The following is a 15726-nucleotide window of genomic DNA, read 5'->3' as shown; positions in this document are numbered from 1 at the left end:
CATCCTGGCCAAGCGGCGGACGGGCCTCGCGCGAGGGGGCCTGAGACGGACGCTGCCGCGGCGGACCGGGCGGCGCGCCCGGAGGGCCCGCGGATTCCGGCGGGCGGGCATTGGCGCGGCGGAAAGCGTCGCCGCCGCGCGGGGCACTGCTGCCGCCGCCCGGCCGCGAGGCCTCGCGAGCGCGCTGGGCGGCTTCCGATTCGACCTTGCGCACGGCCTCTTCCAGCGAGAGCCGCTCGCGGGTGATTTCGGATTCGGAAAGCGGCGGCTGAACGCTGCGCAACTGCGCGATCAGCGCGGTGCGAGCCCGCTCATAGAGCGCACGGCGGCTCTCGCCTGGAGCATTGGGGTCCAGGCCGGCGATAGCGCGCGCGATCAGCGGGTAATAATCAGCCATTTCTCTTCAATACTGCAGGCCCGTTGGTAACATCTCGTTAAGCCTCGAACGGGTTCTGTACCAGAATAGTATCCTCGCGTTCGGGGCTGGTGGAAAGCAATGCAATCGGACAACCCACGAGTTCCTCGACCCGGCGGACATATTTGATCGCCTGGGCCGGCAGATCCGCCCAGGAACGGGCGTTGGCCGTCGGCTCCTTCCAGCCTTCGATCGTCTCATAAATGGGCACCACCCGGGCCTGGGCGCCCTCGCCCGCCGGCAGATGGTCGATTTCCTTGCCGTCAAGCATGTAGCCGGTGCAGACCTCGATGGTGTCGAAGCCGTCGAGAATGTCGAGTTTTGTAAGTGCGAGCCCGGTGATGCCGCAGGTCCGCGCCGCCTGGCGCACCAGCACCGCGTCAAACCAGCCGCAGCGCCGCGGGCGGCCGGTGTTGGTGCCGAATTCGCGGCCACGCTCGCCGATCTTGCGGCCGATCTCGTTGTCCTGCTCGGTCGGGAACGGACCCTGCCCGACCCGGGTCGTATAGGCCTTGCAGATGCCTAGCACGTAACCGACGGAGGCCGGTCCCAGGCCGGAGCCGGTCGCCGCTTGCGCCGCCACGGTGTTGGACGAGGTGACGTAAGGATAGGTACCGTGATCCACGTCCAGCAGCGCACCCTGCGCGCCTTCGAACAGGATGCGCTTGCCCTCGCGGCGTTTGATGTCGAGCAGCCGCCACACCGTCTCGGTGTAGGGCAGCAGTTTTGGCGCCAGCGCGGTGAGCTCCTTCAGTATCCCGTCGCCGTCGATCTCCTCCAGATTGAGCCCGCGGCGTAGCGCGTTGTGATGCGCCAGCAGACGGTCGATCTTGTGCGGCAGCGTGTCGAGGTCGGCGAGGTCCATCAGGCGGATGGCGCGGCGGCCGACCTTGTCCTCATAGGCCGGGCCGATGCCGCGGCGCGTGGTGCCGATCGCCGTTGCCGAGTTAGAGGATTCGCGCAGCGCATCGAGCTCGCGGTGCAGCGGCAGGATCAGCGTGACGTTTTCGGCGACGCGCAGATTGTCTGGGCTGATGGCGACGCCCTGGCCCATCAGTTTTGCAACCTCGTCGAGGAAGGCCTGCGGATCGAACACCACGCCATTGCCGATCACGGCCAGCTTCGAGGGCCGCAGCACGCCGGAGGGCAGCAGCGCCAGCTTGTAGGTCTCGCCATTGATGACGAGTGTATGGCCGGCATTGTGGCCGCCCTGGAAGCGCACGACGATATCGGCCTGCTCCGACAACCAGTCGACGATCTTGCCCTTCCCCTCGTCGCCCCATTGGGCGCCGACGACGACAACATTGGCCATATCTAATGCGTTCCCTGCAATTCTGGTGGTCCCAGCATGACCTTTCCGGAAAACCGGTCTCCACTTTTCCGGATCATGCGCTAGCTTGCCCAGCCAAAATCACGGCCGGGGCCGTTCGCATGCGAGGCAGCCCCACCGGATAAAGGAAGCGGCTGCTCTAGGCAAGCAAGAAGGCATCTTCAAGGGGACCTTAGAACGCATCCAACCCATTGATATCCCCGGAAAATTTGTTCCACCTGGGGGCGGGACGCATTAACATCCGGCAATGACGGAAAGGCCATGTCGAAAACCACCCGTGCAACCCAGTCGCTGGAAAAGCTTGGCGTGAAATTCACCCTGCATGCCTACGACTACGACCCGGATGCGGCGAGCATCGGGCTGCAGGCGGCGGAAGCGCTGGGCGTTGAGCCTGCGCGCGTGCTCAAGACGCTGATGGCCGAGGTCGACGGCAAGCCGGTCTGCGCCGTGGTGCCGTCGGACTGCGAGGTCAGCATGAAAAAACTCGCAGGTGCCTTCGGGGCCAAGGCGGCGAGGATGATGCGGCCGGCGGATGCCGAACGGCTGACCGGCTACCATGTCGGCGGCATCTCGCCGTTCGGGCAGAAGAAGCGCGTGCCGGTCGCGATCGAGGAAGGCGCGCTCGGCCATGCCAGCGTGTTCCTCAATGGCGGGCAGCGCGGCTTGCAGGTCGAACTCGCTCCCCAAGACGCCGTGAAGGCTGTGGGCGCGATCGCCCGCGCACTCGTGGCGTGAGCGGCCTTCGCGTCGGCTGGGCCCTACCTGGTAAGTTTGGGCTGCGTCTGTGCCCATAGCATCGCCTCGATGATGGCCTTGCGCAGTTTCGGGCGCTGCTCCTCATCGCATTCGATGAACGCCAGAATAGAATTGGCGCGAACGGCAAACTGGTGACGCGTTTCGGCTTCTTCGGCCGACATCGGCTTGTTCAAAGGAATGACCCATCATCTCTAGAAATTCGACCTCACGGACAAGGGAGCTGCCGAAAACACAGCCGCCCGCAAACCCGTGGTCCCAACGATCGAACGCCCGATACTGAAAATACCCCGGAAAAACCTCATGCGACCTCAAAAAACAAACAAAGGTTGGGTCGCATGAATCAATCGTCCTTTGATTGCATATTCGTCTGCCCGCTGGCAACCCCAAACAACAGACAAGGAACAAACAAAGGCAGGCTGCATGGTCGCGATGCGTCCGGCGCCATTGATGCGCGCCGCAAATCCGTGTCTGTGACAGGAGCCGGGCCACATTCCGGCCCGGCGACGTCGGCCGGGCGGGCCGCGGCGCCATGAACCGGGCCTTACCTTTAAATGACGGCTTCCGAACAGACTTCATCCGCCCGATCCGGGAACTGGCTCGCCAACCAGCCTTATCTGCTGCTCAGCATCACGGCGCTGTGCTGGGCCGGCAACGCCATCGTAGGAAGGCTGGCCGCCGGCCATATCGCGCCGGTGACGCTTTCGTTCCTGCGCTGGTCGTTCGCGTTCCTGATCATCCTGCCGTTTGCCTGGAAGCATCTGGTCCGCGACTGGGGCGCGATCCGCAGCCGCCTCGGCATCATGATCCTGCTCTCCATCACCGGCATCGGCGCCTTCAACACCCTGCAATACTGGGCGCTCGAGCACACCCAGGCGCTGAACACGCTGTTGTTGCAGTCGGCAGGCCCGCTGGTGGTCGCGGTGTGGTCGCTGGTGCTGCTCGGGGTACGGCTGACGCTGGCGCAAGCCGCAGGCGTCCTGCTGTCGATGGCCGGCGTGCTCGTGATCCTGCTGCATGGCGACCTCACCACGTTGTCGAAGATCGACTTCAATATCGGCGACCTGATCTTCATCGTGGCGCTGGCGATCTTCGGGATCTATTCGGTACTGTCGCTAAAACGCCCTGCTATCCACGGCCTGTCGTTCGTCGCCTTCACCTTCGGGGCCGGCGCGGCCTGCCTGATCCCGTTGTTCATCTGGGAACTGTTCGCGCGGCCGCCGATGCAGATCGATGCGGCGAACCTCTTGACGCTGTTCTATGTCGCGCTGTTTCCCTCGACGATCGCCTATCTCTGCTTCAATCGCGGCGTGCAGCTGATCGGCGCCAACCGCGCCGCACCGTTCTTCCACGTGGTGCCGGTGTTCGGAACCATCATGTCGATCGTCTTCCTCGGCGAGCACCCGCAAGCGTTCCACTTCATCGGCTTCGCGCTGGTGCTGACCGGGGTATTTGTGGCGTCGCGAAAGGCGTCCGCGTAGCGTTCTATCTCCCGCAGGCGGGGCGAGGTTAAGGGACTCGCGGTGACTTAACGGGCTAAATCCGTTATCTCTTGGCCCTGCTTCGTTTGGATTTTTCGATGAGAGCGCGCGCCAGCAATCTGATGATCGGCACCCTGACCCTGGCAATGATCGGCGGGTCGCTTGGTGCGTTCCTCGGCTATCAGAAGCTCGCCGGCATCAAGCAGAAGGTGCCGTTCCGCGTGATCTTCGAAGGCTCGGCGTCCGGCCTGCGCAAGGGCGGCAGCGTGAATTTCGCCGGCATCCGGGTCGGCGAAGTGGTGTCGCTCAAGCTCGACCATCCGCGCCGCGTCGTCGCGCTTGCCATGATCGACGGCAACACGCCGGTGAAAAGCGATACCCAGGTCGGCCTCGAGTTTCAGGGGCTGACGGGCATTGCGGCGATCTCCTTCACCGGCGGATCGGACGAGGCGCCGTCGCCGCCAAAGGGCCCGGACGGCGTCCCCGAGCTGACCGCCGACCCGGACGGCACGCTCAACACCCAGGAAAAGATCCGCGCGGCGCTGCGCAACGTCGACAGGGTGATCGCCGACAATGAGGTGGCGATCAAGGATACGCTGCGGAATTTCGAGACGTTCACCGCCTCGCTGTCCGGCAATGGCGAGAGGATCACCAGCATCATCTCGACCGCCGAATCCGGCATCAACGCGGTCGATGGCGCGCTGACCAAGACCAAGGATTTCCTCGGCGGGCTCGCCAGCGACAAATATGGCGGCGAATTGCTGCCGACCGTGATCTCGATGCGCGAGCTGATCGAAAGTTTCGACAAGAAATCCGGGCAATTGATCGCCGAGACGCGAAAGATGCTCGGCGACGTCAGCGCGTCCGTCAACAAGGCCGGCCAGAAATTTGGCGGGCCGCCTCCCCGGCGCTAACCTGCCTTTCGCACAACAACCAAAAAAAATGGAACGCCCGACGTGCTCGACAAATCCGCAAGCCTGATTGCGCCGCCCCCGACCGTGACCCGCGCCCGGAGCGCGGTGCCGCGGGCTTTGCGAAAATATCTCTCGCTCGACGATTTCGAGCCTGTGGCGCGGCGCCGGATTCCGAAATTCCTCTACGGCTACATCTCCGGCGGCGTCGAGACCGACGCCGCGCTGCGCGACAACCGCAAGGCCTTCGACGAATACGGCTTCGTGCCGCGCGTGCTCAACGACGTCTCCGGCCGCGACCAGACCACCACGCTGTTCGGCAAGACCTATGCCTCGCCGTTCGGCATTCCCCCGATGGGCTCTTCGGCGCTGTGCGCCTATCGCGGCGATATCGTGCTGACGAAGGCGGCGAAAGCCGAAAACGTGCCGATGATTCTCAGCGCCTCGTCGCTGATCACGCTGGAGGATGTGCGCGCCGCCAATCAGGCCGCGTGGTATCAGGCCTATCTCGCCGGCTTGCCCGAGCGGATCGAGCCGCTGATCGACCGCGTGGCGGCGGCCGGCTATGACACCTTCGTCGTCACCGCCGACGTCCCGGTGCAGCCGAACCGCGAGAACAACATCCGCAACGGCTTTCAGGTGCCGCTCGCAATCACGCCGCGCGTGTTCTGGGATACGGTCACGCATCCGTACTGGCTGTTCGGCACCTGGGCCCGCACATTGATAAATTTCGGCATGCCGCATTTCGAGAACATGGACGCCAAACGCGGCCCGCCGGTGCTGGCGAAAAACCTGATGCGCAATATCGGCCATCGCGACCAGCTCGCCTGGAAGCATGTCGAACTGATCCGCAAACGCTGGAAGGGCAAGCTCGTCGTCAAGGGACTGGTCTCGCCGGCGGATGCGCGCATGGCGCGCGAGAGCGGCGTCGACGGCGTGATGCTGTCCAACCATGGCGGCCGCCAGCTCGACTACACCATGTCGGGCCTGCGCACGCTGCCGGAGATCGCGGCCGAAGCAAAGGGCATGACAATCATGGTCGATAGTGGCATCCGCCGCGGCACCGACGTGATCAAGGCGCTGGCGCTCGGCGCGCATTTCGTCTGGATCGGCCGTCCCTTCCTCTATGCCGCGATCGCCGGCGGCGAAGCCGGCGTGCAGCGCGCCATCACGCTGCTCCAGGCCGAGATCGACCGCGACCTCGCGCTGCTTGGTATTCGCTCGATCAGCGAGATCACGCCGGATTTGGTGCGGAAGTTTTAAGTCGAAGGTCTCACCACTTCATTGCGAGCGAAGCGAAGCAATCCGTTCTTTTCGAGCAAAGAAAGAATGGATTGCTTCGTCGCTTCGCTCCTCGCAACGACGGTCCCTATCCGATCTTGAACTTGCTGTAGGCTTCGCTGGTCGCGATGATGACGTGCTCGGCGCAGCCGTTGGTGCGGTGCGGATCGCAGCGCCGCTCGTAGTCTTTCGACGTCATCATGTCGGTGAAGGCGGCGACGGTCGGATAGTAAACCAGCGCCAGATAGTCCCACTGATTGCCGTCTTGCCGCCCCAGCGCGACCGCCTTGGCGTCGCCGGTCCATAGCAGCGTGCCGCCGCGCGCCTTGATCATCGGCACGGTGAGCGCGCTGTAGCGCAGGTAGGCATCCCAGCCCGAGCCATCGCCGTCGAGCGAACGCTCGCGAAACCGCATCAGGTTCACCATCACCACCGGCGCCTTCTGGTCGAGCTCCTGCAAGCCCTTCACGTTCAGCAAATCCACACCCATCGACGGCACCTCGCGACAATTCCGGACATTGTAGCATTGCATGCACGGGACTTGTCGTGCGGCGGAAAATGCGGCCCTATCCCGACTCGCGACCATGACCCAGCCCGCACCAGCGCCGCCTGCCCTCGATCCGGTTCGGTGGCTGAACAACCAGCCTTATTTGCTGCTGACCCTGACCTCGCTGTTCTGGGCCGGCAACATCGTGCTGGCGCGCCATGTCGCCGGCCACGTGCCGCCCTTGACGCTGTCCTGCGTCCGCTGGATCGGCACCTTTCTGATCCTGCTGCCCTTTGCCTGGCCGCATCTGAAGCAGGACTGGCCGGTGCTGCGGGCCCATCTGCCGATGATGCTGTTCCTGTCGCTGGTCGGGTTCGCCTACAACAATGCGATCTCCTACTGGGCCCTGCAATATACCGAGGCACTGAACGCGCTTTTGATCCAGTCGGCCGGACCGCTGTTTGTCGCGCTGTGGTCGCTGGCGCTGTTCGGCATCCGCCTGACGGGTGCGCAATTGGCCGGCATCACCATCTCGCTCGCGGGCGTCTTGACTATCATCCTGCGCGGCGATTTTGGCGCGCTCGCCAGCATCAGCTTCAACCGGGGCGACCTGATGTTTGCCAGCTCGCTGGTGTCGTTCGGACTGTATTCGGCGCTGATCCCGCGCCGGCCGGTGACGCACGCGCTGTCGCTGATTTCATTCACCACCTGCTGCGGCGCGCTGATGCTGCTGCCGTTCTCGATCTGGGAATATTCGACCGGCGTCACGCTGAAGTTCGACTTCATCTCGATGGCGACGCTGGGCTATGCCGTGATCTTTCCCTCGACGCTGGCCTATCTGTTCTTCAACCGCGGGCTGGCGCTGATCGGACCCAATCGTGCGGCGCCGTTCTTTCATTTGGTGCCGGTGTTCGGCTCGGCGATGGCGATCCTGCTGCTCGGCGAGCAATTGCGGTTATTCCATCTGGTGGGCTATGCGCTGGTGCTGGCTGGCGTGGTGATCGCGTCCAGGCGGGCCTCGGCAAAGAAGGCTTGAGCCAGCCTGCGGCGTAGCGTCTTACCGGCTTCCACTTTTGTCCCCGGCAGGCTAGCGTGCCGGCCAATTCAACATAAGAACAACCGAGGAAACGACTATATGTTCGCAACTTTGAAGCGGTACCGGCGCGTCGCCGCAGTGGCTCCCCTGATGCTGGCGATGATCGCCACTGCGTCCGCGCAGGCGCCCTATCCGAACCGCAACATCACGCTGGTGCTGCCGTTCGCCGCCGGCAGCGGCACCGACACCACGACGCGCATCATCTCGAAGGAGCTCGGCACCGCGCTCGGCGTCGGCATCGTGATCGAGAACAAGCCGGGCGCCAACGGCTCGCTCGCGGCAAGCCAGGTCGCCCGCTCCGCGCCGGATGGCTACACGCTGATGGTGTCGACGAACACGCCGCATTCAGCCAATCCGTATCTGATGAAGAACATGACCTACGACCCGGTCAAGGATTTCACTCCGGTCGCGCGGACCGGCGACCTGCCCTTCATGCTGGTGATCCACCCGGATATCCCGGCGAACTCAGTGGCCGAACTGATCGCGCTGGCAAAGAAAGAGCCCGGCAAGTACTCCTATGCCAGCGGCAGCTCTGCGGCGATCGTATCGGGGGCGACATTCGCCAGCCTCGCCGGCATCGACCTGCTTCACGTTCCCTACAAGAGCTCGCCGCCTGCGCTGACCGATCTGATCGCCGGCCGCGTCTCGATGATGTTCATCGACGTCCCGACCGGCCTGCCCCACGTCAACGCCAAGGCGCTGAAGGCGCTGGCGGTCACGACCAAGCAGCGCTCGGCGCTGTTGCCCGAGCTCCCGACCATGGATGATACGGTCAAGGGATTCGACATCACCTCGTGGCAGGGCTATTTCGGCCCGGCCAATATGCCAAAGGATGTCGTCACCAGGCTGAACGCGGAAATCCGCAAGGTCGTCGAGCGGCCGGATATCAAGAGCGCGCTCGCCGAGCGCGGCATGGAAGCGTTCTCCGGCACACCGGAAGAGTTCGACGCCTTCGTCAAGGTGCAGCTCAAGGTGTGGGAGAAGCTGATCGCGGGCGCAGGGATCGAGAAGCAGTAAAAGGAAGCGACCCCGACGCCGGCAACGAGCTCGTCATCGTCCGCCCAGTGCGCAATTGCGCACAGGGGCGGACGATCCAATACACAATGCATATTAAAGCGATCGCTAACGGCGTGGCGCACCCGACGCCAAAGTGGCCGCGCCGGACTGGTTGGGCGCGGCCGGGCGCACCGTTAGCCGGAAGTCCTCTTCGTTGATTTCGTGAACCCCGAATCGGTTGCCGCCTTCTTCTGCGCTCTCCGCTTTTTGGTTGCGGTCTCGAGTGACCGCAGCGGCTGCAGATTCGTGGTGAGGGCGTTCTTTAGCAAAGTCTCGAGACGGTCCTGATACTCGCGTTCGCTAATACGATCTTTGTACTTCATCGCCGCATTCCATTCCGTTACGCAACGTGCTTCGCGACGATCATCCGCGCCCAGAGAAGGCCGCACGGTGTCCCGTTGGGGTTGACGAAAACACGGAAACCCGGTGCGAGTCATCGCACGACCCATATGGGTTAGGGGATCGGTGCGCAGGCAATCAGCCGGCGCTGCTTGTCAAAATTAGCGTCCGGTTCAAACCTGCAGCGCAAGGTTAGATGCACGATTTGCGACAGCGTCACTGCCCGGTCATCGCGCCGACGCTGCCCTGCCTGAAGTCGGCCGATGTCTGCAAATCTTCCTTGGTCGCATTGTCAATCGGAGTGCAAAACTACCGCAAAAAATAAAATCTCTCACGAAGTCAGTTTATTGGATTGTGATTTGATGTGGAGGAGATTTGTGTTGCCTGATTACCCTGTGAATAGCACGCGTAGGGTAGGCAAAGCCACCGGGTCGTGCGCATGCGCGCCGATGACAGGCTCCGCGTGCCCACCATTTGCGTTCCGATCCGTGGATGGATGATGGGCATGGCGCAAGAGCGCCTTTGTCCACCCTACGGTCCGCCGCTTACGCCGCCCGCACCTTCCCCAAAAATTCGTCGACCGCGCTGCGCAGCATGCCGGACTGGGTGTCGAGCTCGCGGGCGTTGGCCAGCACTTCGGACGCCGCCTTGCCGGTCGCCGCCGCCGCCGTGGTGACGCCGCCGATATGGGTAGAGATCTCGTTCGATCCGGCCGCCACCGACTGAATGTTGCGGGCGATCTCGCGGGTGGCGCCGCCCTGCTGCTCGACGGCGGTCGAGATCGAAACCGTGATCTCGCTCATCTGCGAGATGGTTTCGGTGATGCCGCCGATCGAGGCCACGGCTTCGCTGGTGGAAGCCTGCATGGCCGCGACCTGCGCCGAGATTTCCTCGGTCGCCTTCGCGGTCTGGTTGGCGAGCGCCTTCACTTCCGACGCCACCACCGCGAAGCCGCGGCCGGAATCGCCGGCGCGCGCCGCCTCGATGGTGGCGTTGAGCGCGAGCAAATTGGTCTGAGCTGCGATACTATGGATCAGCTTGACCACTTCGCCGATCTTCTCGGCGCCGGTCGAGAGCGCGCCGACGGTGGCGTTGGTGCGTTCGGCGTCGCTAACCGCCTTGCTGGCGATCTCGCTGGAGCGCGCCACCTGGCGGGAAATCTCGGTCACCGAGCTGGAGAGCTCTTCGGCGGCGGAGGCGACCGTGCCGACGTTGTCGGACGAACGCTGCGATGCGGCGCCGACGGTCGCAGCCCGCGCGCTGGCGTCGCTGGCGGTGGTGGTCATGGACTGCGCGGTGGTCTGCATGCCGGCGGCGGCCGTCGACACCGAGCGAACAATGCCGGTCACGCTGCGTTCGAAGTCGCTGGCGATGCTTTCCATCGCCGCCCGCCGCTCGGCCTCGGCGCGCGCCTGCACCTCGGCTTCCTTCTGTTCGAGCCCACGGATACGCACGGCGTTGTCCTTGAAGATCTGGACGGTCGCGGCCATCGCGCCGATCTCGTCGCCGCGGCCGATGCCGGGAATTTCGCCGTCCAGCCGGCCCTCGGCCAGATCCTGCATGCGGGCGCCGAGCTGACCGAGCGGCTTCGAGATACTGCGGCCAATCATCCAGGCGATGCTGCCTGAAACCAGCGCGATGCCGAGAATGGCAAGACCGAGCAGCATCGCGATCGGCTTCATCTTGGCGTCGAGATCGTCGAGATAGGCGCCGGTGCCGACGAACATGTTCCAGCCGGGGATCGGAACCGCGTAGGAGAATTTGCGGATCAGCTCTTCCTCTCCGGGTTTGCGGAATTCGTAGCGCAACATGATTTCGCCATTGGCCGCGATGCCGTCGCGCAGTTCGCGCACGAGTTTTCTGCCGCCGGTGTCGATGTCCATGCGGTTCTGGCCGATCTGCGAGGGAACCGGCGCCAGCACCGCAACGCCATCCATCGTATAGGCGAACACATAACCGGCGCCCTTGTCGAAGGTCAGCGTATTGCCGCGCTTGCTGAATTCGGCAATCGCGGCTTCCTTGGTCATCTGGCCGGCCTCGACCTGCTTCTGCAAGCCCAACGCCATGTTGCGTGCCATGTCGACGATCGCCCTGGTCTGCTCGATTCGGCCGTTCAGCATCTCACGCTGCATCAAATAGCCCGCGAGTGCGCCGGCGGCGCAGAGGCCGAGCAGGGTCACACCCACCAGAATGCCGAGCTTGGGGGTGATCTTCAGATTGGTCAGCTTCACGGGGATCTCCGGAAAATAGGCGCGTGGCACGCGATTGGCCGATTGATTCGGCGCACAATATCGTGAGACCCTTTAGCGCTTTGTTACGAAGGCCAGCGGAAATCCGTCGGAAACCGCTGCCTTCGATTCGAGGCAGCAACCGGCGATTGTAGCTAGCAGCGATCAGGTCGCGTAAAAGACGAAGTCACGCACAAGAAAGTGGCGGCGTTCGCCGCTTCAAACCAACACCGAAGAATAAAATCGGGAGAGCAGGAAATGCCGAAATACAGGGTGGTGACGCCGAAGGGCGCGAGCTTCACGGTCGCCGGCGGCGGTTACGATTATGAGAAGGAAGCGCTCGATCCGATTGGGGCCGAAATCATCGAGGCGCCGGCCAACGAGGCGGAATTCATCGCTGCTGCGAAGACTGCGGATGCGATCTACGCCAAGGGCATGCCGATCACGAAAACGGTCATCGACGCCCTCGAGAACTGCAAGGTGATCACGCTCGGCACCGTCGGCGTTGACTCGGTCGACGTCAAGGCCGCCACCGCCCGCGGCATTCCCGTCACCAACATCCCCGACACCTTCATCGAGGAGGTCGCCGACCACGCCATGATGCTCTTGCTGGCGGGGTTCCGGAGACTGGTCGAGCAGGACAGGATGGTGCGCACCGGCCGCTGGTCGGAAGGCCGGCCGGCGCTCTTGAAGATCCCGCGGCTGATGGGCCAGACGCTTGGCTTCATCTCCTTCGGCCGGGTGGCGCGTGCGGTCGCCAAGCGCGCGGCGCCCTTTGGCTTGCGCATGATGGCCTACGATCCCTTCATCCAGGAAACGCTGATGTACGATCACGGCGTGATCCCCTCGACGCTGAACGAGGTGCTGTCGCAATCAGACTTCGTCTCGATGCATGCGCCGGCGCGGCCCGAGGTGCATCACATGCTCACCGAGAAGCATTTCCGCCAGATGAAAAAATCCGCCGTCTTCATCAATACCGGCCGCGGCGCCACGGTGGACGAGGAATCGCTGATCAAGGCGCTGCAGGAGGGCTGGATCGCCCACGCCGCCCTCGACGTGCTGGAAAAGGAGCCGCCGTCCCACAACAACCCGATGCTTTCGATGGAAAACGTTACCCTGACCGCGCATGTCGCCTCGGCATCGGCACGTTTTGACGAGGCGCGCAAGCGCCGCGTGGGCTACGAATTGTCACTGGTCCTGCAGGGGATGTGGCCGGTGAGCTGCGTCAATCCGTCGGTGCTGCAAAACACCTCGCTCCGCCGCTGGCAGCCCGTCAGCATGGATCGCGGCCCCAATAGCTGAAGACGATGAAAACGTTTCGAACGACGTTCACCGGCGGTTCAACGCCTCAGCGAATATAGAACGCCACCGGCGCGCTGAACGGCATCGAGGACTGCTTCACATCCTCAGGGAATGCGGGAAACGGCTGGGCGCGGCGCACCATTGCCAGCGTCTCGGCATCCAGCGCCGAATGACCTGACGAGCCGTCGAGGCCGACGGAAAGCACCCCACCGCTTCGGCTGAGCGTGAAGCTGACCCGCGCGGTGCCCTGTTGGCCCGCGGACTCGGCGGCGGGCGGGTATTGCTTGAAGCGTTGCAGGTGCGCGGCGACCATCTGCCGGTAGGAGGCGAGGGCCGCCGCCGATGCTCCGGCGCTGACGGCGGACGCGGCCGGCGCCTGGCGCTCGGCCTTGGGCGAGGCCGTCGTTCGCGGCGCGGGCGGCGCGTCGGTCGGCTTCTTCGCCTCCGCGCGAACAATCTTTGGCTTCACGGGTGACGGCTTCTTCTCGGGCTCGACCCTGGCAGGCTCGGGTTTCGGCGAGGTCGGCTCGGTCTTCTGCTCCGATGGAGCTACGATTTCCGGCTTTTCCTGCGGCGGGGTCGGCGCGATCTGTTCCTGCACGGCTTCCGCAGCCGCGGGCTCCGGCGGCGAGGCATCGGCCTGTTGCATGACGGGTCCCGGCGCGAGATCCATTTGCGTCGGTTGCGGCGCGGAGGAAACCGGCGCCATGTCGACCATGATCGCAGGCAGGGAGACGCCGGGCACCGGCCGCTGCGTGTACCAATTCAAGGCAAGCGCAATCAGTGCCGCATGCGCGACGACGATCGCCGTCGCCGACGCTCCCCAGCGCCGGACGGAGGTCTGATCGGAGATATCGTGCAGCGCGAACGCGTTCACGGCGCTAGCTCCGGCCGTCGAGGCCGACCAGCGCGATCTTGAGATAGCCGGCGTTACGCAACAGGTTCATCACCTCCATCAGGTCGCCATAGCTGACGGCCTTGTCGGCGCGCAGATAGATGCGCTCGTCCTTCTTGCCCTGCGTGGCGCCATCGAGCGTGGCGGTCAGCGTGTCGCGGGCAATCACATCCTCGCCCACCGCGACCGAAAGATCCGGCTTCACCGTGACGAACACCGGCTTGTCAGGGCGCGGCTGCGGCTCCACCGCGCTCGCCGGGAGATCGACACCAAGATCGACGGTGGCGAGCGGGGCGGCGACCATGAAGATGATCAGGAGCACCAGCATCACGTCGATGAACGGCGTGACGTTGATCTCATAAGCCTCGACAAGATCGTCGCCGCCGCCGCGCGCCCGTCCGCCGATTGCTTGACCGAGCTTCGCGCCCATCGCTTCACACTCCCTCGCTTACTCGGCGGCGCGCGCGAGGCGGAACGAGCCACGGTCGCCCTCGCGGCTGATCAGAAGCAGCACCATCGCCGAGGCGTCGCCGAGCAGCGCGCGATGCGCCGATATCGTGCGGGTGAGATGGTTGTAGATCACCACCGCCGGGATCGCCGCCACGAGACCCAGCGCGGTCGCAAGCAACGCCTCCGCAATGCCGGGCGCGACGACGGCGAGGTTGGTGGTGTGGGCTTCGGAAATGCCGACGAACGAATTCATGATGCCCCAGACCGTTCCGAACAGGCCGACGAACGGCGCGGTGGCGCCGATGGTCGCGAGCACGCCGGTGCCGCGCGCGATCTGCCGCGACATCGCAGCCTCGACCCGCTCCAGCCGCAGCGCCACCCGCTCCATGAGGCCGTCGTCGAAATGACCGCCGGAGAGGCTGGCCTCGCGCGCGGCGGACTGGATGATCTGCGCCACCGCATCGTTGCCGCCGCGGGTATCCTGCTCGGCCTTGGCCAGTACCGTATCGGTTTCCAGCAGGCTCAGGCGCCGCCTGGCGGTCGCGGTCTTGCGGCGGACTTCAATGGTCTTGGCAAGCCAGATCGTCCACGTCACCAACGAAGCAATGGCGAGCCCCACCATGACCGCCTGCACCACGATGTCGGCATTCACAAACATGTTCCAGGGCGACAGGTTGCGCGGCAGCAGCGCGACGTCGGTGGCGGCGAGCGCCGTGCCCGGCAAGGCGGCCACGCCGGCCGCGCCACACCAACGGATCATAATTTCCAGCACTGTTCGCTGCATGATCTTCTCCCGGGCTGACAATGTGGGAATCGGCTACGCCGCACGCGCTGGCGCGATCCTTTCCGCCAACGCACGAAAGCGCTGCAGCTGGTCGCAGCGCAGCGCGCGCGTCTCGTCGCGGCCGACGAACACCTTGAACATGATGCCGCCGTCCACATTGACGAACGCAATGAAGGCCGACGACTTGCCCATGAAGGGACGTTCGACAAAGGCGATCGCGGCGCAACGCTCATGCCGGAGATGGCCGTGCAGCCCCTTCGGCTGCATCAGGTTGAAATAGCCGCGGCCGATCTCGCCCGCGGGCACGCTGCCGGTGAATTCGAAGATCGCATCATCGGTATGGACGATCAGCGTCACCTCGCCCCATTGCGCGATGTCGGTCATCGCGGCGGCAAATTCGCTGCCGGGGCCGAGGCGCACCATCGTGTCCGGCAGCGCCTCGAGCACGGCGCGCGGGCTCACTTTCCGCTCCCGCGCCACGTCCTCGATGACAGCGCCCGGATTGTCAGCCATATAGGCCTTGAGGCCGGCAAGGTCCGTGCTCAACATCGCACCCTCCCCGTCACGCGGCGGCGCTGGATTTGCGCTCGCTCAGGATCACCTCGAATCCTTCGAACTTGGGGTGGCCGAGGTAAAGGCTTTCACCGGTCTTGTTGTCGGCGCGGGCGTGCGCGCGGCGGAACTCTTCCGATTTGGTCCAGGCTTCGAACGCGGCCTTGTCGGCCCAGACCGTATGCGACGAATACAGCGTGTGATCCTCGGCAACAGGGCCCTTGAGCAGGTGAAACTCGACGAAGCCGGCCATGTTGCTGAGATAGGATTCGCGCGTGCGCCAGACGGTCTCGAAGGCTGCTTCAGAGCCAATCTTCACCTGGAACCGGTTCATAGCGATAAACATTTCAAACTCTCCTTGCTGGG

16 protein-coding genes and 1 pseudogene are annotated in these 15726 nt (G+C 64.2%); 7 read left to right on the top strand and 10 right to left on the bottom strand.

What is annotated here, in order from left to right:
• A pseudogene (locus tag JQ624_RS22440) lies at nucleotides 1-397 on the bottom strand (hypothetical protein); the annotation flags it as partial.
• A 37-nt stretch (nucleotides 398-434) separates the two neighbouring features.
• Nucleotides 435-1727 carry an adenylosuccinate synthase gene (locus JQ624_RS22435; protein WP_212421062.1) on the bottom strand — a complete coding sequence of 431 codons (1293 nt, stop codon included), beginning with the start codon at nucleotides 1725-1727 and terminating at the stop codon, nucleotides 435-437.
• A gap of 279 nt (nucleotides 1728-2006) precedes the next feature.
• Here JQ624_RS22435 and ybaK point away from each other — a divergent pair, with 279 nt between their 5' ends.
• Nucleotides 2007-2480 carry a Cys-tRNA(Pro) deacylase gene (gene ybaK, locus JQ624_RS22430; protein ID WP_212421061.1) on the top strand — a complete coding sequence of 158 codons (474 nt, stop codon included), beginning with the start codon at nucleotides 2007-2009 and terminating at the stop codon, nucleotides 2478-2480.
• Nucleotides 2481-2503: 23 nt separating this feature from the next.
• Here the strand turns inward: ybaK and JQ624_RS22425 are convergent, their stop codons facing one another.
• The gene (locus JQ624_RS22425; RefSeq protein ID WP_212421060.1) at nucleotides 2504-2662 is read right to left on the bottom strand and encodes a hypothetical protein; all 159 of its coding nucleotides are present in this window, start codon (nucleotides 2660-2662) and stop codon (nucleotides 2504-2506) included.
• Between the two features lie 390 nt (nucleotides 2663-3052).
• On the opposite strand from JQ624_RS22425, the gene JQ624_RS22420 reads away from it, so the two are divergent.
• The 3 genes from JQ624_RS22420 (at nucleotide 3053) to JQ624_RS22410 (ending at nucleotide 6153) form a co-directional block, all read left to right on the top strand.
• Entirely contained in the window at nucleotides 3053-3979 is a 927-nt protein-coding gene (locus JQ624_RS22420) for a DMT family transporter (RefSeq protein ID WP_212421059.1), read from the top strand.
• Nucleotides 3980-4077: 98 nt separating this feature from the next.
• Entirely contained in the window at nucleotides 4078-4893 is an 816-nt protein-coding gene (locus tag JQ624_RS22415; RefSeq protein ID WP_212421058.1) for an MlaD family protein, read from the top strand.
• 105 nt (nucleotides 4894-4998) lie between these two features.
• On the top strand, nucleotides 4999-6153 hold the full coding sequence (locus JQ624_RS22410; RefSeq protein WP_212421080.1) for an alpha-hydroxy acid oxidase: 1155 nt from the start codon (nucleotides 4999-5001) through the stop codon (nucleotides 6151-6153).
• A gap of 106 nt (nucleotides 6154-6259) precedes the next feature.
• Here JQ624_RS22410 and JQ624_RS22405 read toward each other — a convergent pair whose 3' ends face one another.
• On the bottom strand, nucleotides 6260-6661 hold the full coding sequence (locus JQ624_RS22405; RefSeq protein ID WP_212421057.1) for a DUF1330 domain-containing protein: 402 nt from the start codon (nucleotides 6659-6661) through the stop codon (nucleotides 6260-6262).
• Between the two features lie 94 nt (nucleotides 6662-6755).
• Here JQ624_RS22405 and JQ624_RS22400 point away from each other — a divergent pair, with 94 nt between their 5' ends.
• Together JQ624_RS22400 and JQ624_RS22395 are read left to right on the top strand one after the other, a co-directional pair.
• The gene (locus tag JQ624_RS22400; RefSeq protein WP_212421056.1) at nucleotides 6756-7694 is read left to right on the top strand and encodes a DMT family transporter; all 939 of its coding nucleotides are present in this window, start codon (nucleotides 6756-6758) and stop codon (nucleotides 7692-7694) included.
• Between the two features lie 99 nt (nucleotides 7695-7793).
• Entirely contained in the window at nucleotides 7794-8771 is a 978-nt protein-coding gene (locus JQ624_RS22395; RefSeq protein WP_212421055.1) for a tripartite tricarboxylate transporter substrate binding protein, read from the top strand.
• A gap of 923 nt (nucleotides 8772-9694) precedes the next feature.
• Here the strand turns inward: JQ624_RS22395 and JQ624_RS22390 are convergent.
• Nucleotides 9695-11380 carry a methyl-accepting chemotaxis protein gene (locus tag JQ624_RS22390; protein ID WP_212421054.1) on the bottom strand — a complete coding sequence of 562 codons (1686 nt, stop codon included), beginning with the start codon at nucleotides 11378-11380 and terminating at the stop codon, nucleotides 9695-9697.
• A 255-nt stretch (nucleotides 11381-11635) separates the two neighbouring features.
• Between JQ624_RS22390 and JQ624_RS22385 the strand changes: the two genes are divergently transcribed.
• Nucleotides 11636-12679 carry a C-terminal binding protein gene (locus tag JQ624_RS22385; protein ID WP_212421053.1) on the top strand — a complete coding sequence of 348 codons (1044 nt, stop codon included), beginning with the start codon at nucleotides 11636-11638 and terminating at the stop codon, nucleotides 12677-12679.
• 46 nt (nucleotides 12680-12725) lie between these two features.
• Here the strand turns inward: JQ624_RS22385 and JQ624_RS22380 are convergent, their stop codons facing one another.
• Genes JQ624_RS22380 through JQ624_RS22360 form a run of 5 tightly spaced genes read right to left on the bottom strand, consistent with a single transcriptional unit; the run spans nucleotide 12726 to nucleotide 15706 of the window.
• Complete coding sequence (locus JQ624_RS22380) at nucleotides 12726-13556, bottom strand: energy transducer TonB (protein ID WP_212421052.1); 831 nt, start codon at nucleotides 13554-13556, stop codon at nucleotides 12726-12728.
• Between the two features lie 4 nt (nucleotides 13557-13560).
• Nucleotides 13561-14004, bottom strand: a complete 444-nt coding sequence (gene exbD / locus JQ624_RS22375; protein ID WP_212421051.1) for a TonB system transport protein ExbD — start codon at nucleotides 14002-14004, stop codon at nucleotides 13561-13563.
• A gap of 18 nt (nucleotides 14005-14022) precedes the next feature.
• Entirely contained in the window at nucleotides 14023-14784 is a 762-nt protein-coding gene (gene exbB / locus JQ624_RS22370) for a tonB-system energizer ExbB (RefSeq protein WP_212421079.1), read from the bottom strand.
• A gap of 57 nt (nucleotides 14785-14841) precedes the next feature.
• On the bottom strand, nucleotides 14842-15357 hold the full coding sequence (gene hutX, locus JQ624_RS22365; RefSeq protein ID WP_212421050.1) for a heme utilization cystosolic carrier protein HutX: 516 nt from the start codon (nucleotides 15355-15357) through the stop codon (nucleotides 14842-14844).
• 13 nt (nucleotides 15358-15370) lie between these two features.
• On the bottom strand, nucleotides 15371-15706 hold the full coding sequence (locus tag JQ624_RS22360; RefSeq protein ID WP_212421049.1) for an antibiotic biosynthesis monooxygenase: 336 nt from the start codon (nucleotides 15704-15706) through the stop codon (nucleotides 15371-15373).
• Nucleotides 15707-15726 lie beyond the last annotated feature (20 nt).

This window comes from Bradyrhizobium sp. AUGA SZCCT0283, assembly GCF_018130385.1.
Taxonomy (GTDB): Bacteria; Pseudomonadota; Alphaproteobacteria; order Rhizobiales; family Xanthobacteraceae; genus Bradyrhizobium.
This window is presented reverse-complemented; position numbering and strand designations above follow the sequence as displayed.